This is a genomic window from Kribbella sp. WER1 (assembly GCF_054189145.1).
Window position 1 is genome coordinate 5,689,651 of sequence record NZ_CM135186.1, and the last position, 23,944, is coordinate 5,713,594.

24 protein-coding genes and 2 tRNA genes are annotated in these 23,944 nt (G+C 68.5%); 21 read left to right on the plus strand and 5 right to left on the minus strand.

Annotation, left to right across the window (positions count from 1 at the left end; all coding sequences use genetic code 11):
- The first annotated feature begins 9 nt into the window (after positions 1-9).
- From ssuE to ACXJJ3_RS27670, 7 genes are read left to right on the plus strand one after another with little or no spacing between them, the layout of a single operon-like run.
- Positions 10-1,065 (plus strand): NADPH-dependent FMN reductase, encoded by a 1,056-nt coding sequence (gene ssuE, locus ACXJJ3_RS27640; protein WP_458164767.1) that lies wholly within the window; start codon positions 10-12, stop codon positions 1,063-1,065.
- Positions 1,062-2,225 (plus strand): LLM class flavin-dependent oxidoreductase, encoded by a 1,164-nt coding sequence (locus ACXJJ3_RS27645; RefSeq protein WP_458164768.1) that lies wholly within the window; start codon positions 1,062-1,064, stop codon positions 2,223-2,225. Before ssuE ends, ACXJJ3_RS27645 begins: the two co-directional genes overlap by 4 nt.
- The gene (locus ACXJJ3_RS27650; protein WP_458164769.1) at positions 2,222-3,538 is read left to right on the plus strand and encodes an NtaA/DmoA family FMN-dependent monooxygenase; all 1,317 of its coding nucleotides are present in this window, start codon (positions 2,222-2,224) and stop codon (positions 3,536-3,538) included. Before ACXJJ3_RS27645 ends, ACXJJ3_RS27650 begins: the two co-directional genes overlap by 4 nt.
- Positions 3,535-5,448 (plus strand): FAD/NAD(P)-binding protein, encoded by a 1,914-nt coding sequence (locus ACXJJ3_RS27655; RefSeq protein ID WP_458164770.1) that lies wholly within the window; start codon positions 3,535-3,537, stop codon positions 5,446-5,448. The genes ACXJJ3_RS27650 and ACXJJ3_RS27655 overlap by 4 nt, the downstream gene beginning before the upstream one ends.
- Complete coding sequence (locus ACXJJ3_RS27660) at positions 5,438-6,538, plus strand: LLM class flavin-dependent oxidoreductase (protein ID WP_458164771.1); 1,101 nt, start codon at positions 5,438-5,440, stop codon at positions 6,536-6,538. Before ACXJJ3_RS27655 ends, ACXJJ3_RS27660 begins: the two co-directional genes overlap by 11 nt.
- Positions 6,535-7,311: a DUF1684 domain-containing protein gene (locus ACXJJ3_RS27665; RefSeq protein WP_458164772.1), complete on the plus strand. Its 777-nt coding sequence runs from the start codon at positions 6,535-6,537 to the stop codon at positions 7,309-7,311. Before ACXJJ3_RS27660 ends, ACXJJ3_RS27665 begins: the two co-directional genes overlap by 4 nt.
- Positions 7,308-8,351, plus strand: a complete 1,044-nt coding sequence (locus tag ACXJJ3_RS27670; protein ID WP_458164773.1) for an LLM class flavin-dependent oxidoreductase — start codon at positions 7,308-7,310, stop codon at positions 8,349-8,351. The genes ACXJJ3_RS27665 and ACXJJ3_RS27670 overlap by 4 nt, the downstream gene beginning before the upstream one ends.
- Here ACXJJ3_RS27670 and ACXJJ3_RS27675 read toward each other — a convergent pair.
- A complete protein-coding gene (locus tag ACXJJ3_RS27675; protein ID WP_458164774.1) occupies positions 8,348-8,980 on the minus strand; it encodes a DUF899 family protein in 633 nt (210 codons plus the stop codon). The genes ACXJJ3_RS27670 and ACXJJ3_RS27675 overlap by 4 nt on opposite strands.
- Before the next feature lie 192 nt (positions 8,981-9,172).
- Between ACXJJ3_RS27675 and ACXJJ3_RS27680 the strand changes: the two genes are divergently transcribed.
- From ACXJJ3_RS27680 to rpmG, 3 genes are all read left to right on the plus strand, one after another.
- Positions 9,173-9,245: transfer RNA gene (locus ACXJJ3_RS27680), tRNA-Thr, on the plus strand.
- A gap of 45 nt (positions 9,246-9,290) precedes the next feature.
- Positions 9,291-9,364 (plus strand) — tRNA-Met (locus tag ACXJJ3_RS27685).
- Positions 9,365-9,427: 63 nt separating this feature from the next.
- The gene (gene rpmG / locus ACXJJ3_RS27690; protein WP_325036947.1) at positions 9,428-9,595 is read left to right on the plus strand and encodes a 50S ribosomal protein L33; all 168 of its coding nucleotides are present in this window, start codon (positions 9,428-9,430) and stop codon (positions 9,593-9,595) included.
- 165 nt (positions 9,596-9,760) lie between these two features.
- On the opposite strand, the gene ACXJJ3_RS27695 is transcribed toward rpmG, so the two are convergent.
- A complete protein-coding gene (locus ACXJJ3_RS27695; protein ID WP_458164775.1) occupies positions 9,761-10,507 on the minus strand; it encodes a (2Fe-2S)-binding protein in 747 nt (248 codons plus the stop codon).
- A gap of 70 nt (positions 10,508-10,577) precedes the next feature.
- Here ACXJJ3_RS27695 and ACXJJ3_RS27700 point away from each other — a divergent pair, with 70 nt between their 5' ends.
- The 11 genes from ACXJJ3_RS27700 (at position 10,578) to ACXJJ3_RS27750 (ending at position 21,098) form a co-directional block, all read left to right on the plus strand.
- Positions 10,578-11,000: an FAS1-like dehydratase domain-containing protein gene (locus tag ACXJJ3_RS27700; protein WP_458164776.1), complete on the plus strand. Its 423-nt coding sequence runs from the start codon at positions 10,578-10,580 to the stop codon at positions 10,998-11,000.
- Complete coding sequence (locus tag ACXJJ3_RS27705; protein WP_458164777.1) at positions 10,997-11,398, plus strand: MaoC family dehydratase; 402 nt, start codon at positions 10,997-10,999, stop codon at positions 11,396-11,398. The genes ACXJJ3_RS27700 and ACXJJ3_RS27705 overlap by 4 nt, the downstream gene beginning before the upstream one ends.
- Positions 11,395-12,420, plus strand: coding sequence for a UDP-N-acetylmuramate dehydrogenase (locus tag ACXJJ3_RS27710; protein ID WP_458164778.1), 1,026 nt, complete (start codon positions 11,395-11,397; stop codon positions 12,418-12,420). The genes ACXJJ3_RS27705 and ACXJJ3_RS27710 overlap by 4 nt, the downstream gene beginning before the upstream one ends.
- Positions 12,421-12,560: 140 nt before the next feature.
- A complete protein-coding gene (locus ACXJJ3_RS27715) occupies positions 12,561-13,121 on the plus strand; it encodes a type IV toxin-antitoxin system AbiEi family antitoxin domain-containing protein (RefSeq protein ID WP_458164779.1) in 561 nt (186 codons plus the stop codon).
- Positions 13,121-13,414 (plus strand): endonuclease domain-containing protein, encoded by a 294-nt coding sequence (locus ACXJJ3_RS27720; protein ID WP_458164780.1) that lies wholly within the window; start codon positions 13,121-13,123, stop codon positions 13,412-13,414. Before ACXJJ3_RS27715 ends, ACXJJ3_RS27720 begins: the two co-directional genes overlap by 1 nt.
- Before the next feature lie 146 nt (positions 13,415-13,560).
- On the plus strand, positions 13,561-14,862 hold the full coding sequence (locus ACXJJ3_RS27725; protein ID WP_458164781.1) for an ABC transporter substrate-binding protein: 1,302 nt from the start codon (positions 13,561-13,563) through the stop codon (positions 14,860-14,862).
- On the plus strand, positions 14,862-15,794 hold the full coding sequence (locus ACXJJ3_RS27730; protein ID WP_458164782.1) for a carbohydrate ABC transporter permease: 933 nt from the start codon (positions 14,862-14,864) through the stop codon (positions 15,792-15,794). Before ACXJJ3_RS27725 ends, ACXJJ3_RS27730 begins: the two co-directional genes overlap by 1 nt.
- Positions 15,787-16,605, plus strand: a complete 819-nt coding sequence (locus tag ACXJJ3_RS27735; RefSeq protein ID WP_458164783.1) for a carbohydrate ABC transporter permease — start codon at positions 15,787-15,789, stop codon at positions 16,603-16,605. Before ACXJJ3_RS27730 ends, ACXJJ3_RS27735 begins: the two co-directional genes overlap by 8 nt.
- Positions 16,602-17,981 carry a hypothetical protein gene (locus ACXJJ3_RS27740; RefSeq protein ID WP_458164784.1) on the plus strand — a complete coding sequence of 460 codons (1,380 nt, stop codon included), beginning with the start codon at positions 16,602-16,604 and terminating at the stop codon, positions 17,979-17,981. The genes ACXJJ3_RS27735 and ACXJJ3_RS27740 overlap by 4 nt, the downstream gene beginning before the upstream one ends.
- A 10-nt stretch (positions 17,982-17,991) precedes the next feature.
- Positions 17,992-18,876: a MurR/RpiR family transcriptional regulator gene (locus ACXJJ3_RS27745; protein WP_458164785.1), complete on the plus strand. Its 885-nt coding sequence runs from the start codon at positions 17,992-17,994 to the stop codon at positions 18,874-18,876.
- 11 nt (positions 18,877-18,887) lie between these two features.
- A complete protein-coding gene (locus ACXJJ3_RS27750; protein WP_458164786.1) occupies positions 18,888-21,098 on the plus strand; it encodes an FAD-dependent oxidoreductase in 2,211 nt (736 codons plus the stop codon).
- Here the strand turns inward: ACXJJ3_RS27750 and ACXJJ3_RS27755 are convergent.
- Genes ACXJJ3_RS27755 through ACXJJ3_RS27765 form a run of 3 tightly spaced genes read right to left on the minus strand, consistent with a single transcriptional unit; the run spans position 21,095 to position 23,723 of the window.
- Entirely contained in the window at positions 21,095-21,742 is a 648-nt protein-coding gene (locus tag ACXJJ3_RS27755; protein WP_458164787.1) for a hypothetical protein, read from the minus strand. The two genes, ACXJJ3_RS27750 and ACXJJ3_RS27755, sit on opposite strands and share 4 nt — an antisense overlap.
- On the minus strand, positions 21,742-22,392 hold the full coding sequence (locus tag ACXJJ3_RS27760; RefSeq protein ID WP_458164788.1) for a 2'-5' RNA ligase family protein: 651 nt from the start codon (positions 22,390-22,392) through the stop codon (positions 21,742-21,744). The genes ACXJJ3_RS27755 and ACXJJ3_RS27760 overlap by 1 nt, the downstream gene beginning before the upstream one ends.
- Positions 22,389-23,723 carry a hypothetical protein gene (locus tag ACXJJ3_RS27765; protein ID WP_458164789.1) on the minus strand — a complete coding sequence of 445 codons (1,335 nt, stop codon included), beginning with the start codon at positions 23,721-23,723 and terminating at the stop codon, positions 22,389-22,391. Before ACXJJ3_RS27765 ends, ACXJJ3_RS27760 begins: the two co-directional genes overlap by 4 nt.
- Between the last annotated feature and the right edge of the window lie 221 nt (positions 23,724-23,944).

A 23,944-nucleotide genomic window follows, 5' to 3' on the forward strand; every position in this document is an offset into this window, starting at 1 on the left:
GAGAACTTCATGGCGACCATTGCAACGATCTCCAGCAGCCCGTCGTTGTCCTCCCGGACCGACGCGGTGCTCGACCATGTCGGAAAACGCTTGATCAGCCGCGGCCACACCGTGACCCCGATCGTGTTGCGCGACCTGCCGGCCGAGCCGTTGCTGCGGGGGCAGGCCGATGACCCGGCGATCGCCGCTGCGGCTGCGGTACTCGAGGCGGCGGATGCGGTCGTGGTCACGACGCCGGTGTACAAGGCGGCGTACTCCGGTCTGCTGAAGGTGTTTCTCGATCTGTTGCCGCAGTATGCGCTGAAGGGCAAGACGGTGTTGCCGTTGGCAACGGGCGGTACGCCGGCGCATGTGCTGGTGATCGACTACGCGCTCCGGCCGGTGCTCACCAGTCTCGGCGCGGGGGCGATCGGGCAGGGGTGGTTCGTGCTGTCGTCGCACATCCACTTGTACGACGGCGGTGGGCTGCTGCTCGATCCGGCGGCGTCGGTGCCGCTGTATCAGGTGACGGAAGCGTTTCTCGCAACGGTTTCCGGGAAGCCGGTCGTGGAAGGTGCGCCGCTGCAGGTGGGCGCGGTCGAGGCGGTCCGGGTACGGCCGGACGACCCGGAGGCGGCGCCGTTGCTGGCGGATCTCGTCGTGGAGTACAGCACGCGGTACGGGCGTACCAACGAGAACACCCAGTTGACCGAAGTACCGCCGTCGGACTTCCACCCCGAGCAGGGCGGGGCGTTCGTGCTCTTGCGACACGGCGGGAAAACGGTGGCCGGCGGGGCGATCCGGCGATACGACGACGAGACCGCCGAGGTGAAGCGGATGTGGACGTCGCAGCTGCACCGAAGGCAGGGGCTCGGGCGGCGGGTGCTCGTGGAATTAGAGACGGCGGCGGCGGATCTCGGGTATCGGCGGTTGTACCTGACGACCGGACCGCGGCAGCCGGAGGCGGCGGGGTTGTACGTCGCGGCCGGGTTCGAGCCGCAGTTCGACACCGCCGCGGACCCGGAGTCGATCGGGCCGCTGGCGTTCGTGAAGGAAATCCCGGTCGCGTTGAAGGTGGCGTCATGATCATCGGGCTCGAGATCGACGGCGCGGGCGCGGATCCGGCGGCGTGGCGCGGCACGGAGGTGGATCCGCGGGCGATCCTCACCGGTGCGCTCGCGGTACGGGCAGCGCAGCGGGCGGAGGCGGCCGGGGTCGATCTGGTCACGTTCGCCGATGCGTTGGAGGCGCTTGCCGACGTACCGGATCGGGTGAGTGTGCGGTTGGACGCGCTCGGCCTGGCGGCGCGGGTGGCGCCGGCGACGGAGCGGATCGGGTTGTTGCCGACGATCACTGTCACGCATACGGAGCCGTTCCATGTGCAGGCGTCGGTGGCGACGCTGGACCACATCTCGGGTGGTCGGGCCGGGTGGGTCGCGGACGTATCCACGTCTGCTGAGGCGGCGGCGGTTGTCGGGCGCCGGGAACCGGTCGCGGTCGCGGAGACGTGGCGGGAGGCGCGGTACGTCGTCGACGTCAGCCGGCGGCTGTGGGACTCGTGGGAGGACGACGCGATCATCCGCGACGCCGCGAGCGGCCGGTACGTCGACCGCGAGAAGCTGCACTACGCGAACTTCACCGCGCCAACGTTTTCCGTGAAAGGTCCGTCGATCGTTCCGCGTCCTCCGCAAGGGCACCCGGTGACCGCAATCCGCGTGAACACCTCCGAGGCTCTGGAGGCCGCCCGCGACGCGGACGTCGTCCTGCTACCGAACTCGGACGACCTCACAACCCAGCTCCGATCAATCCGGGAGACCCGCGAGCCGCGCGGGCTCGGGGGTGGGGTGGGGAGTCGGTCGGTCGGGGTTGTTGGGGATGGGGCTGGACGGGCTGTGGCTGTTACGGCGGACGACGGTGCGCGGGTGGTGGGGCGTGCAGGTGACGGCGGGCAGTTTCTGGGGCAAGCCGGGGTGGGTGGGCCGGTGGTGTTGGTGGAGGTGGAGGCTCGGGCTCGTGACGGGGTGGAGGGGTTGGTGGATGCGATTGGGGGGTGGCATGCGCTGGGTGTGGACGGTGTGCATCTTCGGCCGGGGTCGTTGGAGCTGGACGTGCCGGTGATTGCGGATGAGCTGTTGCCTCGGTTGCGGGAGCTTGGCCTGGTTGGGGCTGCTCGGCGTGGTGGGAGTTTGCGTGGGCGACTCGGGCTGGGGCGGCCTCGGAACACGTTTTCGGGGAGTGCGCGATGACCAAGCAGATCCATCTGGCCGCGCACTTCCCCGGCGTCAACAACACGACCGTCTGGTCGGACCCCGCGTCCGGCTCGCAGATCGACTTCGCCTCGTTTCGGAAACTGGCGGAAACCGCGGAAAACGGAACCTTTGACTTCTTCTTCCTCGCCGAAGGACTCCGCCTCCGCGAGGTGAAGGGAAGGATCCACGACCTCGACGTCGTCGGCCGCCCGGAATCCCTCACCGTGCTCAGCGCACTGGCCGCCGTCACCACTCACCTCGGCCTCGCCGCAACGGTGAACTCGACATTCAACGAGCCGTACGAACTCGCAAAACGGCTGGCCACCCTCGACCACGTCTCCGGCGGACGCGCCGCCTGGAATGTCGTCACCTCCTGGGACGCCTTCACCGGCGAGAACTTCCGCCGCGGCGGCTACCTCGACAAGTCCGACCGCTACACCCGCGCCCAGGAATCCTTGCGAATCGTCAGGAAACTGTGGGACTCCTGGACCACCGACGACCTGATCCTCAACCAGACGTCGGGCAGCTTCGCCCGCGAAGGCGCTGGGGCCTTCGCGGACAGCGGCCCGCATTTCGACATCCGCGGACGGTTCGGGCTGCCGCCGTCGCCGCAAGGCCGGCCGGTGATCATCCAGGCCGGTGACAGCGACGAAGGACGGGAGTTCGCCGCGGCGAGCGCGGACGTGATCTTCAGCCGGCACGGGACGTTCGCGGCCGGGCAGACCTTCTACAAGGACGTGAAGGCCCGGCTGGCGAAGTACGGCCGGAGCGACGAGTCGCTGAAGATCATGCCGGCCGTGACGGTGGTGGTCGCGGACACGGACGCCGAGGCGATCGAGAAAGCGGCGTACATCCGGGAACAGCAGGTTTCCGGGCCGACCGCGCTGGTGCTCGCGGAATTGCTGTGGGGCCGGGACCTGTCGGCGTACGACCCGGACGGTCCGCTGCCGGCCGAGGACCCGGTCGTCGGGTCGGCGGTGACGCAGGGCCGGGTCGGGTACAACGACCCGTTCCCGATCGTCGCGGAGTGGCGCGCGCAGGCCGAGGCGCACGGGTGGTCGCTGCGGCAGACGGTCATCAATCAGCAGAACCGGCAGACGTTCGTCGGCTCGCCCACGACGGTCGCGGAGGCGGTCAACCGGCACGTCCAGGAAAATGCGGCCGACGGTTTCGTACTTGTTCCGCATCTGACGCCGGGCGGGCTGGACGACTTCGTAGACCGGGTGGTGCCGCTGCTCCGGGAGTACGGCGTGTTCCGCTCGGAGTACACGGGGACGACGTTGCGCGAGCATCTCGGGTTGTCGCGATGACCGTTTCGGAAATGCGTCCGTGGAAGTTTCCGCCGGCGACGGTGGTGTTCGTGGGCGGCGGGCCGCGGACGGTGGGGTTGCTGGAACGGTTCGCGGCAGGTGCCGAGGAGTTGCTCGGGGGTCGCGACGTCCACATCCACGTCGTCGATCCGTACCCGGTGGGTGGCGGGCGGATCTGGCGGCGCGAGCAGTCCCGGCTGCTGTGGATGAACTCGATGACGTCCGACGTCACGATCTTCACCGACGATTCGGTGGACTGCGAAGGGCCGATCGTGCCCGGGCCGGACCTGGCGAGCTGGGTCGCCGGCGCTGGCGCGGTGATCCTCGAGCAGGCCGGGCTGGAGCCGCCCGGGCCGATGGACTTCCCGCCGCGGCTGGTGCAGGCGGAGTACCTGGCGTGGGTGTGGGAGCGCGTCGTCCGCGATCTTCCGGCGACGGTCACTACGCACCGGGAGCGGGCCGTTGCGCTCACCGCGGACCAGCGGGTGATCCTCGAGTCCGGTACGGAGATCGCGACCGATGCGGTGGTGCTTGCCCTCGGCTATCTGGATCGGTTGCCGACGGCATCGGAGTCGGCGTGGGCGGAGCAGGCTGCGGAGGTGGGGCTGGCCTACGTTCCGCCGGGGTATACGGCGGACGTCGATCTGGGTGGGTTGTTGCCGGGGGCACCGGTGATCGTGCGTGGGTTCGGGCAGGCGTTCGTTGACCTGATGGTGTTGCTCACCGAAGGGAGGGGCGGTTGGTACGACGAGTGTGAGGGGCTGCTCACGTACCGACCGTCCGGCGAGGAGCCGATTCTGTACGTGGGGTCGCGTCGGGGTGTTCCGTACCACGCGAAGCTCGGCTATACCGTCGCTGGGACGAAGCCCGTTCCCACGCACTACCTGACGAAGGAAGCGCTGGGCGACGGGCCGCTCGACTTCGATCGCGACGTGCTGCCGTTGATCGAGAAGGAGCTGGCGTACGCGCACTACAAGCAGCTCTTCAGCGCGCACCCGGAGCGAACCCGAGGTCCGTGGGAGGAGTTCGCCGACGCTCTGGACGCTTGGCTGCCCCGCGTGCGTGGTGCGGAGGTGGGGGTGGCGCATGAGGGTTTTGCGGGGGTTGTAGGGCGGATGGTGCCTGATTCGCGGGACTGGTTTGTTCGGGGGTGGATTGATCGGCCATTGGATGGACTTGTGTTCGGGGAGCGGGGGCGGTTCGAGCAGTTCGTCGTCGAGCTGATCGAGGACGATTTGTTGCGGCGGGCCGATCCGTCGTACTCGGCTGATCTCGCGGTGTTCAACGCCTTGCTCAGTGTGTACAGCGTGTTGTCGCGGGCGATCACCGACGGGCAGCTGTCGGACGAGGACCGGGTGCGGAAGGTGGAGAGCGAATGGCACGGTTTCTTCTCGTTCGTGGCCAGTGGGCCGCCGCCGCGTCGGCTGGAGGAACTGCTGGCGTTGCACCGGGCCGGGATCGTCCGGTTCGCTGGGCCTGATCTGGACGTTGCTATCGACAACGACGAGTTCGTTGCCCGGAGCACGGGTGTTGCGGGCGAGATCCGGGCACGTGCGTTCGTCGAGGCTCGGCTGCCGCGGCCCGACGTACTCGCTGCCGCGGATCCGCTGCTCCGCGGACTGCTCGACGCCGGTGCGCTGGCCGCAGACGAACTGTTCGCGGCCGACGGCACCAGCCTCGGCGGCGGCCAGCTCAAAGCCGACTCGCGGTCCCGGGCGATCCGCGCCGACGGTTCGGTGAACCCGGCGCTGTTCCTGCTCGGTCCCTCGGTGTCCGGCTCGGCCGGATCGTCCGGGTTCTCCCGCCCGCACTTCAACGGTCCCGGCTTCCGGCAGAACGACGCCGTTGCGCGGGACCTGCTCCGACTTCTCGCACCTACCGTACGGAAGGAAGAACGTCATGCCAGTTGAGTTCCTGGGGATTGCCGGCACCAACCCGGCCAGCGAGGTCACGCCGCGGACCGGCGGCCCGCTGGACCTGGAGTACACCTCGAAGCTCGCGCGCGCCCACGAGGACAACGGATGGGACCGGATCCTGTTCGCGTACCACTCCGGTTCGCCCGACCCGGCGCAGGTCGCGGCGTACGTCGCCGGTCGCACCGAGCGGATCAACCTGGTCGTCGCGCACCGGCCGAACGTCGCGTACCCGACACTGACCGCGAAAACGTTTTCCACCCTGGACCACATCAGCAACGGCCGGTTCGAGGTGCACGTGATCACCGGCGGGTCGACCGCGGACCAGGCCGCCGAGGGCGACTACCTGGCGAAGGACGACCGGTACGGGCGGACCCGCGAGTTCATCCAGATCCTCAAGCAGGCCTGGACCTCGGACGAACGGTTCGACTTCGACGGAAAGCACTACCGGTTCGAGCATTTCCTGGCCGACATCAAGCCGCTGCAGCAGCCGCGGCCACGGATCTCCTTCGGCGGTTCGTCCGCTGCGGCGTACGCCGTCGGGGCGGCCGAGGCGGACATCTTCGCGCTCTGGGGCGAGCCGCTGGCCGGGACGCGCGAACAGCTTGCCACGATCGACGCGGCCGCCGCGGAAGCCGGCCGGGCGGACCGGCCGACGATCCAGATCGCGTTCCGGCCGATCATCGCGCCGACCGAGGAACTCGCCTGGGAAAAGGCGGAAAACGTTGTCGGCCGGATCAAGGAGGTGCAGGCCGGCGGCGTTCCGGCGAGTACCAGGCTGCGCTCGAAGACGCCGGAGAACGCCGGATCCCAGCGGCTGCTGAAGGCGGTCGCGGAGGGCGACCGGCACGACCGGGCGCTCTGGACCGCACCGACCGGGCTGACCGGTGGCGGCGGAAACTCCACGGCGCTGGTCGGAACGCCGGAAACCGTTGCTGCCGCGTTGCTCGACTACTACGACCTCGGGATCCGGATCTTCTCCGCGCGCGGCTACGACATCTACGACGACGCGATCGACTTCGGCCGGCACGTGATCCCGCTGGTCCGGTCCGAGGTCGCCCACCGCGAACAAAGGAAAGCGTCATGACAGCGGTTTCCGACCTCGAGCAGGACTGGCTGACCTGGCACGCCGCCCGCGAACGTGACCTGGACACCGACTACGGCTGGCTGTCGATCGTCGCGTTCGACTGGCTGCCGCCGACGCCGACCGCGATCGAAGGACTGCCGGGGCTCTGGTGGGCCGACGAGCGTGCCCACGTGACGGCCGCCGGTGAGCTGACGCTGGGCGGCGAACCGGTCGAAGGAACAGTTTCCGCAACTGTTTCCGAAGCCGGTTCCCTGAGCTGGCTGCAGTACGGCGACCGGCTGGCGGAGCTCGTACTCCGCGGCGGCCGGTACGCGATCCGCCAGCGGGACCCGCGCGCCACGACCCGGCAGGACTTCACCGGCGTTCCGGCGTACGCGCCGGACGACCGGTGGGTCGTCACCGGGTACTTCAGCCCGTACTCGAAGGCGCAGCGGGTGGAGGTGTCGACCGCGCGCGACGACCTGAGGCAGCACATCACCGCCGTCGGCACGGTGCACGTCGCGCTGGGAAGTACGGCGTACGAGCTGGTCGCGACGTCGGCAGGTGGTGACCGGTTGAACGTGTCGTTCCACGACAAGACGAACGGCGAGGAGACCGCGCCGTGGCGGTTCGTCACGACCGGGCCGGTGCAGGCGGACGGGTCGGTGCGGATCGACTTCAACCGGACGATCAACCTGCCGTTCGCGTTCACGGCGTACGGGACCTGCCCGGCGCCGGTGCCGGGCAACCGGCTCGCGCTTCCGGTGACCGCCGGCGAGAAGAAGGCCCGATGAAGTTCTGTACCTACACACTGATCGACAACTCGCCGGACCCGATCAGTGGCGCGCAGCTGTCACCGGCCGAGCGGTTCCAGCACGTGGTCCGGCAGGCGCAGTGGGCCGAGGAACTAGGTTTCGACGGGTACGGCGTGGGGGAGCGGCACGCGCAGCGGTTCATCTCCTCGTCGCCGCCGGTCGTACTGTCCTACATCGCCGCCGTCACGTCGCGGATCCGGCTCCTGACCACGGTGACCGTGCTGTCGTTGCTGGACCCGGTGCGGGTCGCGGAGGACTACGCGACGCTGGACCAGCTGTCCGGAGGGCGGCTCGACATCATCATCGGCAAGGGCAACGACCCGGACCAGAACGCGCTGTTCGGGTACGCGCTCGACGGGCAGTGGGACCGGAACCGGGAGAAGTACGAGCTGCTCCGCCGGTTGCTGCGGGAGACCGGCGTCACGTGGTCGGGGCAGTATCGGCCGGCACTGACGGACGCGACCACGCAGCCGCGGCCGTACCGGGCGGACGGTATCCCGTTGTGGCACGGGTCGGCGTCGTCCACCGAGTCGACCGAACTGGCCGCCCGCTGGGGCGATCCGCTGTTTTCCGCCAACGGTTTCCATCCGCTGGCGAAGTACGCCGGGCTGATCCGGCACTACCGGGAACGCTGGGAGGCGTACGGGCGGGACCCGGCGGACGCGGTGGTCGGCGCCGGGTTCAACGGGCTGTACGTGAAGAAGACCTCGCAGCAGGCCGTCGACGGGTACCGGCCGATCTTCGAGGCGTTCATGGACTCGCCGGGGGCCAAGCACAACCAGTTGCCGTTCCGGACGCTGGAGGAGTTCCTCGACGGTGGCTCGGTGCTCGTCGGGTCGCCGGAACAGGTGATCGACAAGTTCGGAAAGTACCAGGAAAGTTTCCGACACGAGCTTTCCGGAATTTCCTTGGAGGTCCCCGGACTCCCGGCGCACGAGAACCGGGAGTCCGTTGAGACCTTCGTCACGGAGGTGCTGCCGGTACTGCGCTCTGCGTACCCCAGCCGGGTCTGGAGTTAGCCGTACGTCGGCTCCTGCGGCCAGCCCTCGGGGGAGTCCTCCCAGTCCTCCTGGCGGCCGTACGGAGCGAGATCGCTGACGAGCGTGCTGAACAGCAGCCGGTCGACGCCGCGCTGGCCGGTCGAGTACGTCCGGAACACGCTTTCGCCGTCGCGGAAAAACATGTTCAGCAGGAAGCCGCCGCCCGCGCCGCAGTCCGCGGCGAACGACGTACCCGCCGAGGACGCGAACGGGATGTGCTCCCAGTCCATCTGCTTCCAGTACCCGGCCATCTGGTCGAGCGGCATGTCGGACACCGTCGCCCACGCGATCCCGTTGCCTGCCAGGCCGGAGAGGTTGGTGACGTTCTTGGTGAAGTACGTGCAGCCGGGGCAGAAGTGGTCCGGGCCGGCGTTCATGAACTGGTAGAGCGCGAGCTGCCGGTGGTCGCCGAAGAGCTCCCGGAGCGTGACCGGGCCGTCCGGTCCGGCGAAGGTGTACTCGCCGAACTCGACCATCGGCAGCCGCCGGCGCTGGGCCGCCAGGCGGTCCTCGGCGCGGGTGGCCGCCTTCTCGGCGGTCAGCAGTTCGGCCCGGGCGCGCTCCCACTCCGCGGCGGACACGACCGGGGGCATGGCTGTCTCGGACATGACGTGTTCCTTTCGTAGGTCCTGCCCTGATGACGAAGCGGGTTCCGGGTTCTCGACATCGGATCCGGAAAATGGTCAGGAGCACTGCTGCGGACCCGGTATGCTTTCCGGGACGGACTGAGGGGCTTGCTTGGCGCTCCTGACCCGATTTCACATCGGGCCGGGGGACCGTGTAATCTCTCTCCTCGGCCCGCCCCTTTAGCTCAGTCGGCAGAGCGTCTCCATGGTAAGGAGAAGGTCTACGGTTCGATTCCGTAAAGGGGCTCGGAGAACGGCGTCCCATCTTCGGATGGGATCGCTGCACTCACCCGGCGGGGTAGCTCAGGTGGTTAGAGCACACGGCTCATAATCGTGGTGTCGCGGGTTCGACTCCCGCCCCCGCTACCGACGCAGTATCTCGAGAGTACGATCACCTAAGTCGCGTACTCATGACATGAAGAGGCAGCAGTGGCCAAGTCGACCGACATCCGCCCGAAGATCACGCTGGCGTGCACGGTGTGCAAGGAGCGCAACTACATCACCAAGAAGAACCGGCGCAACGACCCGGATCGTCTTGAGCTGAAGAAGTACTGCGCCCGCTGCAACGACCACACGGACCACCGCGAGACCCGCTGATCTCAGCTCTCCCACAAAGCCGCTCCGGCCCACCGGAGCGGCTTTGTGCTGTGCTCGGGAAAGCTGAGGGGTGGGAACACCGCGAGACCGGCTGGGGTCGGGTCTAGCTGCTTCGTGGGCGCCTGGGGGCTGCTGGTGCTCGGTTCTCTGAGTTGGTCGGGGTGGTTAGACGGTGAGGATGGGGCGGCCGGATTCGTAGGCGGTTCGGCGTTCGGGTTTGGGGGTTAGGCAGCAGGAGCCGCAGAGGGTGCCGTTGGCGGCTTGGCTGGTGTAGTAGAGGCAGCAGGTGTTGCGGAGGTAGACGAGTTTGCCGGCGGCTTCTTCGACGTCGCCTAGGCGGGACAGGCCGCCGGGGGCCTTGGCCGCGAAGGTTTGCCAGCGCTCGAGGAGATACCCGGGATCGACGGTCACCTCCTCCCGGGTCGCTGCGCAGAAGCCCATCGCGCAGCCGGCGGCGACCCCGCCGTACACCTGGCGCAGCCCGGCCCGCGTCCGTCGGTGCAGTTCCTCCGAGAGTGGGAGTAGGTGCTGGCGCAGTACGACGTCGTACAGCGTCTCCAGGCCGCCGGGGAGGAAGTCCGCCGAGCCGATCGCGACGGAGGCGATTCCGTGGCCGTCGTGGGGGCGGACCCAGAGGTTGTGCGGGCGGACGTCGAGGACGTGGCCCTCGAGAGCCCAGAGCAGGAGCGCGGTCGCGGGTGCCCGGCCGGCGTAGAACGACATCAGGCTGAGCGCGTTCGCGTGCGCCGTACGGTGGCTGCTGGCCTCGTCGTCGCGTTTGAGGAGTTCGGTCAGCTCGGGGCTGCCGGGTTCCAGGATCCGGTCCACGCGCAGCCACTCGGAGCCTGCCGGCTCGCCGATCTCCACCCGGTACCGAGGCGCGTACTTCGCCAGCGCCGCCACAGCCGTCACGATCAACCTTCCGTCCGGAATCGTGGGCGGCGGAAGCCCGCGCCATAGTCTGCCAGTAAGGTTTGCGGATATGACGATCGACGCCACGATGGTCGGCCGGACGTACGCGGCCGCCGAGTCCTACCAGGTCGGCCGGGAGAAGATCCGGGAGTTCGCCGACGCGATCGGTGACGGTAACCCGGCGTACCGAGGTGATGACGCGATCGCGCCGCCGACGTTCGGGTTCGTGATCGGGAGCCGGGCGCTCGAACAGTTGCTGGCCGACGAGGAGCTCGGGCTGCGGCTGGACCGGATCGTGCACGGCGCGCAGAAGTTCAGCTACACCCGCCCGATCAAGGCCGGCGACGAGATCGCCGCGACCGCCACCATCACCACCGTCCGCAAGGCGGGGCCCGTCGAGGTGATCATGTACGAGACCGCGCTGACCACCGTCGACGGCGAGCCGATCGGCACGTCGACGTCGACTCTTTCTCACAACCGGGCGGATGCATGATCGAGGTCGGTACTGAGCTGCCGTCGCTGACCGTCACGCTGCGGCGCGAGGACCTGGTCCGGTACGCCGGTGCCAGCGGGGACTTCAACCCGATCCACTGGAACGACCGGATGGCCGCCGCGCTCGGCCTGCCGGGCGTGATCGCGCACGGGATGCTGACGATGGCGTCCGCGGCGCGGGTGGTCACGGACTGGCTGGCGGACCCGGCGGACCTGGTCGAGTACGGCGTACGGTTCACGAAGCCGGTCGTCGTACCGGACGACGACAAGGGCGCGACGGTGACGTTCTCCGCGAAGGTGGACAAGGTCGCCGACGGACTCGCGGAGATCGACATCACCGCGCTTGCCGGCGAGGAGAAGGTGCTCGGGCGCGCCAGAGCGGTCGTGCGGGTCCGGTGAACACACACGTGTCGCTGGCCGACTACACCACGCTGCGGATCGGCGGGTCGGCCGACAAGTTCGTCGAGGTCAGCACCGAAGAGGACCTGGTCGCCGCGGTCCGGGACGCGGACGCGGCGGGGGAGCCGGTGCTGCTGCTGTCCGGCGGCAGCAACGTGGTGATCGGCGACGACGGGTTCCGCGGGACCGTGGTGAAGGTCGCGACGACCGGTATCCGGGTCGACGCGGACGCCTGCTCCGGCGCGATGGTGCACGTCGCGGCCGGTGAGGACTGGGACGGCGTCGTGCAGCGGGCGATCGCGGAGGAGTGGAGCGGGCTCGAGTCGATGTCCGGGATCCCCGGGCTGGCCGGGTCGACGCCGGTGCAGAACGTCGGCGCGTACGGGCACGAGGTCGCCGAGACGGTCGCGTCGGTGCGGGTCTGGGACCGGGTCGACGGCAAGGTCCGGACGATCTTCGCGGCGGACTGCGGGTTCGCGTACCGGAACTCCCGGTTCAAGGCGGATCCCTCGCGGTACGTCGTACTCGAGGTCGCGTTCCAGTTGAAGCTGGGTGACCTGTCGGCGCCGGTCGGGTACGCCGAACTCGCGCGGGTGCTGGACGTGGAGCCCGGGTCGCGGGCGCCGATGACCGAGGTCCGTGAGGCCGTGCTCGGTCTGCGCCGGAGCAAGGGCATGGTGCTGGACCCGGCCGACCACGACACGTGGAGCGCGGGTTCGTTCTTCACGAACCCGATCCTGGACACGCCCGCCGAGGTCCCTGCCGGAGCGCCGCAGTGGCCGCAGCCCGATGGCCGCGTGAAGACCAGCGCCGCCTGGCTGATCGAGCACGCCGGCGTGTCGAAGGGCTTCACCATCGGCAACGCGGCGGTCTCCGGCAAGCACACGCTCGCCCTGACCAACCGCGGCCAAGCGACCGCCAAGGAGCTCCTCACCCTGGCGATGCACGTGCGCGCCCAGGTCCAGCAGTCCTTCAACATCACCCTGGTCAACGAACCGGTCCTGGTGAACTGCTCGCTCTAACGACAGGAGGTAGCGACGACCTGGCCGTCATCGGTGATCGTCTGAGCGTGCGAGAGCATCGCCGAGCGGACTACCTCCTGTCGTTAGCGGCCTGTGGATAGTTTTCGGCACGAATCTCGCGGATCCCGCAAGATCGGTGGATGCCCGATGTCGCGGAAATCCTGGCCCGGCTCGGCGGCGTCGTGACGTCCGCCGAGCTGCTGAGGGTGGTTTCGCCCGGAGCCCTCAAGGCGGCCGTACTGCAGGGCCAGGTCGAGCGGCTCCGCCGAGGTGTCTACGGGCTGCCGACTCTCGGGCCGGAGCGACTCGCAGCGGTCGCCTACGACGGCGTTGTCTCCTACACCAGCGCCGCGGCGGCCTGGGGACTGCCACTGATCGTGCGGCCGGAGAAGCCGCACGTCACGGTCCCCGCGCACCGTAGACCGCGACCGGGCAGGCCGGCCGAACTGCACTGGGCGGCAGTGACTCCGGCTGAGCGAGCTGCCCGACTGACCTGCCCGCTCCGGACCGTGCTCGACTGCTCCCGGATCCTCCCGTTCGGGGAGGCGCTTGCGGTCGCGGACGCCGCGTTGGTCAAGTGCGGGCTGACGAAGGACGAGCTCGAAGCGGCGCGAAGGCGATGCGTGGCCCGGGGCGCCCGAACGCGGTGCGTGTCGCGGCCGAATCCAGCACCGGGGCGGAGAGCTTTCTGGAGTCGGTGATGCGGAGCCTGCTGATCGACGCCGGCCTCGACGGCTTCGAGCCGCAGGTGGTGGTGTCCGCCGGCGGCGTCCTGGTCCGCGTGGATCTCGGTCATCGGACGGCCCGGATCGCGCTGGAGGCCGAGGGGTACGAGTTCCACGGATCGGCGGCCAAGTTCGCCGCCGACTGCCGGCGGTACGACGACCTGGTTGCGGCGGGGTGGCTGGTGCTGCGGTTCACCTATCAGCAGGTTATCGGGGATCCGGCGTGGGTGGTCGAGACCATCCGCAAGGCGGTTAACGACAGGAGGTAGTCGGCTGAGGGGTCGCTATTGCCCGCCGAAGGCCCCTTAGGCCGTACTACCTCCTGTCGTTAGGATCCTGAAAAAGATTTGCGTCAGGGCTGGTCAGCGATCGAGGTAGTCGCTAATCTTTTGCGCAATCTGGGTGGAGGTGAGTTGTGAGGCGCAAAAGATTTTCTCGGCGTGAGGTGCTGGCCGGGGTGGGTGCCGGGCTGGCGGCCGCTGTGGTTCCTGGGTGTTCCGGGGGTGACGGCGGCCGATCCGGGGCTCTGCAGGTGTGGGGCGGGGTCCCGGCGGCGTCGGGGCCGGGCGATGTGGTGAAGGCGTTCCAGCAGAAGTTTCCGCAGTACAAGGTGGAGTACACGCGGTTCGTCAACGACGACCGCGGCAACCTGAAGCTCGACACCGCGCTCCAGGGCGGGGTCGACATCGACGTCTACTTCACCTACTCGCAGGGCGCGATGGCGCTGCGGGCCGGGTCCGGGCTGGCGGCGGACCTGACCGACCGGGTCACGGCGGACCCGGAGCTCCAGGTGTTCCTGGACACCGAGAAACCGCGGTCGTACATCGACAACGGCAAGGTGAAGGCGCTCGCCACCGCGCGGGAGCCGTTCTTCGTGCTGTTCAACGAGAAGCTCCGGCAGCAGGCGGGCGTCGAGCTGCCGCACGCGTGGACGATCGACGAGTTCCGCGCGACCGCCCGCAAGCTGACCACGGACAAGACCGTCGGCGTCTACACGATCCCCGACGTCGCCCGGATCGCGCTCGGCCCGAACTACTGGTACGACGGTGACCGCTCGAACTTCGGTGACCCGCACTTCGAGCAGGGCTTCCGGCTCGGCCGCGAGATGATCGCCGACGGTACGGCGTTCCCGTGGACCGAGGTACTGTCCCGGCACCTCGACGCGTACCAGCAGAACGCGTTCCTCGGCGAGGAGTTCCACCTCTGGTCGACCGCGCCGTTCAACCTGCGGTACCTGTACGACGCGAAGAAGTACCCGCACGACTTCAAGGTCGCGTTCGCGCCGTCGCCGACGGTGGACGGCCAGGACTGGAACGGCGGTTCGTACAGCAACTTCATCATGATCAACCCGAAGTCGCCGAAGTTCGAGGCGGCCTGGGCGTTCGTGAAGTTCTGGCTGACCGAGGGCGCGACGCCGATGCTCAAGGGCGGCAAGATGCCCGCGCTCGGCAACGTCACCGACGACCAGATCGTGTCCGGAATGCTCGGGAAAGAGCCGGAAAAGTATTTCGACCTCGATTCCTTCCGCCGGGTCGTGCTGACCTCGGACCCGAAGCTCGCGACCGACACCCGGCTGACCGGGTTCCCGGAGATCACCCACGCGGTCAAGCAGCAGCGCGACCTGTGCTGGATCGGTGAGAAGGACCCGGGCACCGCGATCCGGGAGGTACGCCGGCTCGCCGACGCCGCGATCGCCCGGAACGAGAGGAGGCCCTGATGGCCACCGCCACGCTGGCCACAGCCCGCACGAAAACGCTTTCTGAACAAGGTCGCGGGATTCGTCCGTCCGGCTGGATCGGCTTCCTGTTCGTGGCGCCGAACCTGCTCGGCGTGGTCGCCTTCACGCTCATCCCGCTGATCAGCGTCGTCGTCCTCGCGTTCACCGACTGGAACCTGGTGTCCGGTCTCGGCGGCATCACCTTCAACGGCATCGACAACTTCGTTGCGATCGCCCGCGACCCCGGGTTCTGGCATGCGATCGGCCTGACCCTGGTGTACGTCGTGGTGTCCGTCCCGCTGACGGTGATCCTCGGCCTCGGACTCGGGATCGCGCTGAACCGGCCGCTCCCGGGGCGCGCCGTACTGCGGGCGATCTTCTTCCTGCCGTACATCGTGAACGTGGTCGCGGTCGGCATGACCTGGCTGATGCTGATGAACCCGAAATCCGGCCTGGTCAACCAGGTCCTGGACGTGTTCGGGATCCGGCCGGGCTGGTTCGCGTCCTCGCACTGGGCGCTGCCGGCGCTGATCGTGATGGCGATCTGGGGCGGCGTCGGGTACTGCTCGCTGATCTACCTGTCGGCGCTGCAGGACGCGCCGCGGCAGCTGTACGAAGCGGCCGACATCGACGGCGCGTCCGCGTGGGCGAAGTTCCGCGTGATCACCTGGCCGTCGTTGCTTCCGACAACGGTCTTCCTGCTGGTCACGCTGATCATCGGGGCGTCCCAGGGGTTCGGCCTGATCGCGCTGATCACGGCCGGCGGCCCGGGCGACGCGACCACCACGATCTCGTACTACATGTACCAGACCGGCTTCCAGTTCTACCGGTTCGGCTACGCGTCGGCGATCGGCCTGGTGACGTTCGTCGGCGTACTCGTGCTGACGCTGTTCACCTGGCGGGCGCAGCGAGGGAAGGCTCTGAATGACTAAGTCGAAGTGGCTCTGGGGGATCCCGCTGTGGATTCTCGCCATCGCTTTCCTGGCGCCGTTCGCGTGGATGATCTCGACCGCGCTGAAGGCGGACGTGGACGCGTACAAGATCCCGATGCAGTGGATCCCGCATCCGTTCCAGTGGGACAACTTCACCACCGTGCTGAGCGGTGCGACCTCGGTACTGCCCGCGTTCGGCCGGTCGGTGTTCGTCGCCGTACTGCGGGTCGCCGGGGAGCTGGTCACCGCGACGATGGCCGGGTACGCGTTCGCGCGGATGTCGTTCCGCGGGCGGGACAAGTTGTTCCTGCTGTACCTGGCGACGGCGATCATCCCGGCGCAGCTGCTGCTGGTGCCGCGGTTCATCTACTTCCAGAGGCTCGGGCTGTACGACACGTTGTGGGCGCTGATCCTGCCCGGGATGTTCACCGTGCTCGGTACCTTCCTGATGCGGCAGTTCTTCGTCAGCCAGCCGTCCGAGTTCGCCGAGGCGGCCCGGATGGACGGTGCGAACGAGTGGCGGGTGTTCAGCCGGATCTACTTGCCGTTGGCAACACCGGTGATGAGTGCCCTCGGCATCCTCGCGTTCGTCTGGTCCTGGAATGACTACGAGACGCCGCTGGTGCTGATCAGCAACCCGGACCGGTACACGCTGCCGCTCAGCCTGACCAACTTCGTCGACGAGCAGGGGCAGATCGCGCCGGGCCTGACGATGGCCGCCTCGGTGATCTCGATCGTGCCCGTGCTGCTCGTGTTCATCCTGCTCCAGCGGCGCTTCATCGCCGCGATGACTCATACAGGAATCAAATGACAACCAGTGTTTCCGGAGTTTTTCCGCATCTCGCGCAGGTCGGTGACTTCGGCCCGCCGCGCAGCGAACTCGGCGTCGGCTCGCTGATGCCGTGGAACGGGAAGCTCTACGTCCAGAACTACAACTCGCACAAGGCGTCCTCCGGCGGCGGGGTGAGCCTGCGCCGGATCGACGCCGACCTCTCGATGGAAACAGTTTCGGAAACCCTTGGCGTGGACGGGACGTACACGAACCGGTTCGTGCACTTCCCGACCTCGCGACTGGTGCTCGGGCCGCACGTGATCACCCCCGACCACAAGATCGTCACGATCCCCGAACTGCAGCCGCTCCGGGTCTGCGGTACGTCGCGGCACCTGACGAAGCCGGACACCCACGTGTACGTCCTCGCGATGGAGGGTGAGCTGTTCGAGCTCGATGTCACGACGTACGAGTGCACGCAGCTGTTCGACCTGAACGACGAGCTCGGCACCGACGGCGAGATGAAGGTCCACTACAAGGACTGCTACACGTCGTTCGGCCGGCTCGTGGTCTGCTCGAACGAGTACTCCGAGCCCGAATGGGCCGGCGAACGGTCCCGCGGACGGCTCGCGGAGTACGACGGCACCTCCTGGAAGATCCTGCGGGAGGACCCGTACACCGCGATCGGCGGGCGGCACGAGTTCGGCGGGACGATCTTCGCGACCGGGTGGGACCGGGCGTCGGCGATCCTCGAGGTGTTCACCGAGGCCGACCAGCAATGGACGCGGTACCGGCTGCCGAAAGCGTCGCACTGCTTCGACCACAAGTGGCAGACCGAGTGGCCGCGGATCCGCGAGGTCGAACACGAACGACTGCTGATGGACCACCACGGCATGTTCTACGAGCTGTCCCCGTGGGCGTACGGCGGGCGGATCTGGGGCGTGCGGCCGATCTCCACCCACCTGTGGGTGCTCGGCGACTTCTGCTCGTGGCGCGGGATGCTGGTCGCGGGTGCGGACAACGCGTCGCCGAGCCACGGGCTGAACCCGACGACCGCGGAACCGCAGTCCGGGTTGTGGTTCGGGAAGACCGACGACCTGTGGAACTTCGGCAAGCCGGCCGGCTGGGGCGGGCCGTGGTGGGAGACAACGGTTTCCGCCGGTGTTCCGTCCGATCCGTACCTGATGACCGGCTTCGACGGGAAGTGCGTGCACCTGGAGAACTTCTCCGACACCGCGATGACGTTCACGATCGAGATCGACTTCCACGGACACGGCCGGTTCGGCGCGGTGGAAACGCTGACGGTCGAGCCCGGAAACATTCGGACACACGTTTTCCCGCCGGGTTTCAGCGCGCACTGGGTGCGGGTGGTCAGCGACACCGACGGTGTGGCGAGTGCCCAGTTCGTCTATACGTGACGATTACGGGATGGCAGACATGGAGAGAGCCGGTAGTCCGAGTCCGTTGCAGCTGGTCAAGCGGGCCCTGCCCGAGCTGAACGGGGCGATGCAGCGGGTCGCCGAGCACATCCTGGCGAGCCCGGACGACGTCGCGCGCGGCTCGATCACCAAGCTCGCCGAGGCCGCGCAGACCTCGGCCGCGACCGTCACCCGGCTGTCCACCCACCTCGGGTACGGCGGGTACCCGGCGCTCCGGGCCGCACTCGCGATGGAGGTCGGGCGCGGCATGGAAGCGGGATGGACCAGCGACATCGGGCTCGCGATCGGCCCGGCCGACCCGCCCGAGCAGGTGCTCAACGTCCTCGCGTCCACCCAGGCGAACGCGCTCCGGAACGCGCTGGCCGCGATCGACCTGACCGCCGCCACCCGGGTCGCGGACGCGATCGCGGGCGCCCGGCGTACCCACATCTACGGCGAGTGGGGTGACGCGATCCCGGCCCGCGAGCTGTACATCCGGCTGCTCCGGATCGGCATCCCGGTGTGGTTCTTCGACGGCCCGCAGTCGTCGCAGATCGGCGCCGGCCTGCTCGGCGCGGGCGATGTCGCGCTGACCGTGACCCGGTCCGGTACCGACGCGACCACCCTCGAGTACCTCTCCCGGGCCCGCGAGGAGGGCGCGCTCGCGGTCGCGATCAGCGGGATGCCGGACGCGCCGATCAGCCGGGTCGCCGACATCACGCTCGACACCGGTACGCCGAACGGCGCGAACTGGACCGAGTTCTTCGCCGGCCGCGCCAGCGACGTCCTCACGGCCGGGTTGTTGTTCGTCCTCGTCGCACAGCGGGTGCCCGACCACCTGACCGCACATCATCCGAACGGGCCGGGGCAGCCCGTCGTACAGCCAGATCTCTGAAAGGTTCGTGCATGCAGCAGCTCGAGGTCCAGTCCGATCTGACCGTCGTCGGTGGCGGGCTCGCCGGGATCTGTGCGGCGATCGGCGCCGCGCGGCAGGGCAGCACCGTGGCACTGGTGCAGAACCGGCCGGTGCTCGGTGGCAACTCGTCCAGCGAGGTACGGGTGTGGGTGTGCGGCGCGACCGCGCACGGCGTCCAGAGCTTCGCGCGGGAGACCGGCATCATGGGTGAGCTGTTCGTCGAGAACCAGTTCCGGAATCCGCTCGGAAACCCTTATTACTGGGACCTCGTGCTGCTGGAGGCGGTCCGCGCGGAACCGCGGATCACGCTGTACCTGAACACCGACGTGCGGTCCGTCGAGGCCGACGGCGACGAGATCCGCTCGGTGACCGGCTGGCAGCTGGGGTCCGAGAAGGAGATCCGGTTCGTCAGCCCGGTGTTCGTGGACTGCTCCGGAGACGGGCTGGTCGGGGTACTGGCCGGGGCGGAGTACCGCACCGGGCGGGAGCCGCGGTCGCAGTACGACGAGTCCTGGGCGCCCGACGTACCGGACTCGAACACACTCGGCAGCACGATCCTCTTCTACAGCAAGGACGCCGGGGAACCGGTCCGTTTCGTGCCGCCGACGTTCGCGCGGGACGTCACCGAGACCGCGATCCCGGACCGCCGGGTGATCCGGACCGACATGAACGGTTGCGCGTTCTGGTGGATCGAGTGGGGCGGCGAGCTGGACGTCGTCGACGACAACGAGGCGATCCGGGACGAGCTGCAGGCCGTCGTCTACGGGATCTGGGACTACATCAAGAACAGCGGCAACTTCGACGCCGACAACCTGACCCTGGAATGGATCGGATCGGTTCCCGGAAAACGTGAGTACCGGCGTTTCCTGGGCGATCACGTGCTGACCCAGCACGACGTCCTCGAACAGCGCGAGTTCGACGACCGGGTGGCGTTCGGCGGCTGGTCGATCGACCTGCATCCGCCCGGCGGTGTGTACGCGTCCGAGCGCGGCTCGAAGCACTGGTTCTCGGACGGCGCGTACCACATCCCGCTGCGATCGCTGTACTCGCGGAACGTGCGGAACCTGTGGATGGCCGGACGGAACATCAGCGCGAGCCACGTCGCGTTCGGGACCACCCGGGTGATGGCGACCTGCGCGGTGATCGGCGAGGCCGCCGGCATCGGCGCGGCAGTTGCCCTCCGCAACGGCCTGACGCCGCGCGAGCTTGCCCACGACAACTTCGGCCTGATGCGGAACGCCTTGACCCGCGCCGATTCCTCGGTCCTCGGCGTCCGCGACGACGACCCCGCGAACCTCGCGCTCACGGCCTCCGTCACCGCGTCGTCGACGCTGACCCGTCCCGCCCACGAGGTCTCGTCCGGCACCGTGCCGCTCACCACCGACCTCGGCATGGTCCTCCCGGTCGACCCGGCGCTCGACGGTTTCGACCTGCTCGTCGACTCGCACGGCGGCACCCTCACCGTCGAACTCCACGACCCCGGAAAGCCGCAGAACTACCTGCCCGCCGAACTCGTCGACACCTGCACCGTCGACCTCCCGGCCGGCGAGAAACGCTGGATCCGGATCCCGCTGAGCTGGCGACCGTCCCAGCCGTCAAACGCTTTCCTGGTACTTCGGAAAACGCCGGACGTCGCCGTCCACACCGCCGAGACCGCCCTCCCCGGCACCGTGCACTTCGCCCACCGCGACCCCGCGCCCGACGAGGAATGGACCGAACAGTTCCGCGCCTGGAAACACATCCTCCCGCGCACCGGCCTGTGCCTCCGCCTCGGCGAAACCACGGCGTACGCCCCCGAAAAGGTCCTCGGCGGCTACGCCCGCCCGTACGGCGGTCCCAACCTCTGGTCCTCCGAAGACCTCGCCTGGGACCCCAACCCCTGGCTGGAACTCACCTGGCCAAGCCCCGTAACCCTCTCCGAGCTCGTGGTCGTCCTCGACGCCGACGTCCAGGAAGATCTCATCAACCTCCACCACCACCGCACCCCCTTCGAGTCCCTCCCCACCCTCCTCGCCGACTACACGCTGGAAGTCCGCAACGCAGACACCCCCTGGGAACCGATCGCCCAGGTCACCGACAACCACCACCGCACCCAACACCACCACCTCCCGACCCCCACCCAAGCCACCCACCTCCGCCTGACAGCCCACAAAACCAACGGCGCCCCCCGCGCCCACGTGGTCTCGATCCGGGCGTACTAGTACCGCCAGTCGAGCTCGTGGTCCAGCATCCAGTGGGTGAGAGCCTCGGCGACCTTGGGTGATCTGGCCGCACCGGTCAGGAGGTCCGAGAGCACCTGGCTCGGTGCGGCCAGGCGGAGGCCGGTGGTGGTCTTGCGGGTGCGGGTGTAGACGACGTCGGAGGGCGGCTCGGCAAGGACGATGGTCCGTCTTGTCGCCGGGATCAGCTCCCAGGTGTTGGCGGCTGCCTCGGCGTTCGGGGTGTAGATCACGGTTGGGCCGTTGGGGGTTTCCGGTGCCCAATGCTGCGCCGCGCGAGTTCCGGTCAGGGCGTGGCGGACGGGACTGTCGGCGATGCGGTCGAGGAGCGGCGGTGCTCCTGGCTTGGTTCGCCAGGAGGTCAGGGCACAGTCGCTGAAGCGGAAGTCCTTGTTCCAGCGGTGCAGGAGGGTCAGCCAGTTGGGAACGGAGACGACGCCCTGGGTGTGGCGTTCTACCAGTTCTTCCTGTTCCAGATGGGCGATGAGTGCGCGGATCGTGGCGGCGTCGACGCCGGCGGTGGTGACGAGGTCGTGGGTTGTCCACAGGCTGCGGAAGTCGAGGAGGGCGCGAATCACCAGGACTGCGCTGTCCCCGGACAGGGGAGTGCGGGAAGAAGGGGTCATCACCGCGCTCCCGGGTCGCCGGCCGATCGGGCTCTGAGGCCGAGCGGCACAGTGGCTCGAACGGTCCAGACATACCGCTGATCTTCTTGGCGCAGTTCGAGCAGGCTGATGTCGGTCAGTTGCGTCCGGGCGAGCTCGCCGTCGACCGAGTCCAGGTACCGGCGGATAGGACCGGCAGGAGCCGTCTTGTTCCAGTAGCCCAACGAGATGTGCGGCTGGAGCTCAGGCAGGTGTGGGACCGAGTCGGTTCCCCAGACGTCGCTGATCGCGGACCGAAGGTGAGCCTGGAGCCGGCGCATCCGATTCACCGGCGTGACCGGAAGTTGCAGGCTTTCGGCATCGACGATCGGAGGCTCGATCAAGATCTCGAAGGGCTGCACGTGGTCGAGCCGGCGGCGGGTGGCCACGACGATCAGCTCGAGGTCGGACTCCGGGACACGATCGGCGAAACCGATACCTTGCATCGTCAGGTGCAGAAGCTCTGCCGGGACCAGCGAGATTCCGGTGAGAGATCGGAGCGGCGGCTGGTACGCGGCGTGCAGGTCGAGCAGCGCCGCGTCGCCGGGGAAGATGACGTGCCAGGTGTAGAACGATCGGCCGGGACGCCAGTTCGGATGGGAGTTCCAGTGATCCCGTACGTCATCCATCATCTCTGGTTCCCTCTCGCACGAGCAGTGGTCGGACGACCGGGCAGCCCCGGGAGCTGGGTGAACTCGACGATGCGATCGCGCAACAGCCGGCCCTTCGGGCTGCGGGCGTACGGCGCTGTGAGGACTCCGACCTCGGCGATGCGTTGGAGCAGCGGGCGGACCCGGTACTCCGGTGGTAACTGCAGGACCGGCTCGGCCGCTTCGAGCGCGCCGTCGAGCTCGCCGAGGAGCAGGCGGGCCTTCGCCTGTTGCAGACGGGCCATCCGTTCGGAGCCGAGATTGCGCAGCGCGTACGGCGCCGTCTCGAACTGGGCGACGCTGTGGTCGGCGTGGTTCGCGGTGTGCTGCGCGTCTCCGAACGCGAGGTAGGTGTCCGCCCAGAATCCCTCGGCGCGTTCCGGCGTACACAACAGCACGCCGCCGGGCTCGGACTCTGCCGGACGCACGTTCAGCGTCTGGGCGATGTTGAGGAGTTCGAGGGCCTTGTCCGGACGGTCCGCACGCGCGAGATCGACCGAGGCTGCGCTGGCGAGGAACAGCCGCGCCGTACCGGCCGCGTAACGCAGGCCGTCCTGCGCGTACTCCGCGGCCCGGGCGAAATCGTCCTGCCAGAAGGCGGCGGTGTGCTGGGTCGCACGGATCCAGCCCCGCAGTACGTCGTGATCGGCCGCCTCCGCGCACGCCCACGCGGTCCGGGTGTGGCTCTCGGCGACGTCGGGACGGCCGAGGTCGACCGACATCCAGGCGAGCAGCGTGATCGCCCAGCCGGCCGCCGAGTACAGGTCCCGGGACTGGCGCGGCGACTGGTTGCCGGCCAGTAGCGTGAACGCGCGGTCGCGGATCGCGCGGCTCTTGCCGAACAGGTGCCGGGTCGGGGTCCGCAGGTACGACTGGGCGATCCGCTCGATGTCGGCCTGGAGTTGCTCGACGGTGAGCTCGCCGACGTTCGACTCCTCGGCGTACGACAGCAAGGTGATCGACTCGTCACCGGCGTTCAGCACCTCGTCGTCGTGGCCGAGCATCGACGGCGGCGTCTGCTCCGGGTCGAACGTCGTGGCGCCGGCAGGCGGGAAGAACCCGAGTTCGTTGTCGGAGGCAACACGCAGGAGATGCCGCAGGCCGGAACGGTACGCCGCACCGGGCCAGCGCACGGCGCCCCGTTCGAGCTTGGCGATGTAGTGGCCGTCGAGCTCGTACCGGACGTCGGTCGTCTCCCACAGCCAGGTGCAGATGGCGTCGGCGAGCTCGCCGCGGGACATGTGTTCGCCCGGCGCGCGGAGTGACGGGACGCGCTCGCGCGCTGCCCGCAACAAGTCGTTGGGCTCTGGCATGGCGGTAACTGTAAGGCGCCGAACACCCTCTGCGACGGGGAAAACGGGCGTTGTGGATGATCTGCCCCGGCATGCCCTGAGATGCCCCGAATCCCTGGTGGAAAAGGGGTTTTCGAGGGCTGTGGACGGGGGTCGGTGTCGGAGTTGGGTGGTTCAGTGGGCTCGGTCGGCCGGGATGACGCTTGCTGAGCGTGTTCACGACGGGGCATCCCGGGGCATCC

Coding starts and splice junctions, on each gene's coding strand:
- ssuE (WP_458164767.1), top strand. CDS start 10: ATGGCGACCATTGCAACGATCTCCAGCAGCCCGTCGTTGTCCTCCCGG.
- ACXJJ3_RS27645 (WP_458164768.1), top strand. CDS start 1,062: ATGATCATCGGGCTCGAGATCGACGGCGCGGGCGCGGATCCGGCGGCG.
- ACXJJ3_RS27650 (WP_458164769.1), top strand. CDS start 2,222: ATGACCAAGCAGATCCATCTGGCCGCGCACTTCCCCGGCGTCAACAAC.
- ACXJJ3_RS27655 (WP_458164770.1), top strand. CDS start 3,535: ATGACCGTTTCGGAAATGCGTCCGTGGAAGTTTCCGCCGGCGACGGTG.
- ACXJJ3_RS27660 (WP_458164771.1), top strand. CDS start 5,438: ATGCCAGTTGAGTTCCTGGGGATTGCCGGCACCAACCCGGCCAGCGAG.
- ACXJJ3_RS27665 (WP_458164772.1), top strand. CDS start 6,535: ATGACAGCGGTTTCCGACCTCGAGCAGGACTGGCTGACCTGGCACGCC.
- ACXJJ3_RS27670 (WP_458164773.1), top strand. CDS start 7,308: ATGAAGTTCTGTACCTACACACTGATCGACAACTCGCCGGACCCGATC.
- ACXJJ3_RS27675 (WP_458164774.1), bottom strand. CDS start 8,980: ATGTCCGAGACAGCCATGCCCCCGGTCGTGTCCGCCGCGGAGTGGGAG.
- ACXJJ3_RS27700 (WP_458164776.1), top strand. CDS start 10,578: ATGACGATCGACGCCACGATGGTCGGCCGGACGTACGCGGCCGCCGAG.
- ACXJJ3_RS27705 (WP_458164777.1), top strand. CDS start 10,997: ATGATCGAGGTCGGTACTGAGCTGCCGTCGCTGACCGTCACGCTGCGG.
- ACXJJ3_RS27715 (WP_458164779.1), top strand. CDS start 12,561: ATGCCCGATGTCGCGGAAATCCTGGCCCGGCTCGGCGGCGTCGTGACG.
- ACXJJ3_RS27720 (WP_458164780.1), top strand. CDS start 13,121: ATGCGGAGCCTGCTGATCGACGCCGGCCTCGACGGCTTCGAGCCGCAG.
- ACXJJ3_RS27730 (WP_458164782.1), top strand. CDS start 14,862: ATGGCCACCGCCACGCTGGCCACAGCCCGCACGAAAACGCTTTCTGAA.
- ACXJJ3_RS27735 (WP_458164783.1), top strand. CDS start 15,787: ATGACTAAGTCGAAGTGGCTCTGGGGGATCCCGCTGTGGATTCTCGCC.
- ACXJJ3_RS27740 (WP_458164784.1), top strand. CDS start 16,602: ATGACAACCAGTGTTTCCGGAGTTTTTCCGCATCTCGCGCAGGTCGGT.
- ACXJJ3_RS27745 (WP_458164785.1), top strand. CDS start 17,992: ATGGCAGACATGGAGAGAGCCGGTAGTCCGAGTCCGTTGCAGCTGGTC.
- ACXJJ3_RS27750 (WP_458164786.1), top strand. CDS start 18,888: ATGCAGCAGCTCGAGGTCCAGTCCGATCTGACCGTCGTCGGTGGCGGG.
- ACXJJ3_RS27755 (WP_458164787.1), bottom strand. CDS start 21,742: ATGACCCCTTCTTCCCGCACTCCCCTGTCCGGGGACAGCGCAGTCCTG.
- ACXJJ3_RS27760 (WP_458164788.1), bottom strand. CDS start 22,392: ATGATGGATGACGTACGGGATCACTGGAACTCCCATCCGAACTGGCGT.
- ACXJJ3_RS27765 (WP_458164789.1), bottom strand. CDS start 23,723: ATGCCAGAGCCCAACGACTTGTTGCGGGCAGCGCGCGAGCGCGTCCCG.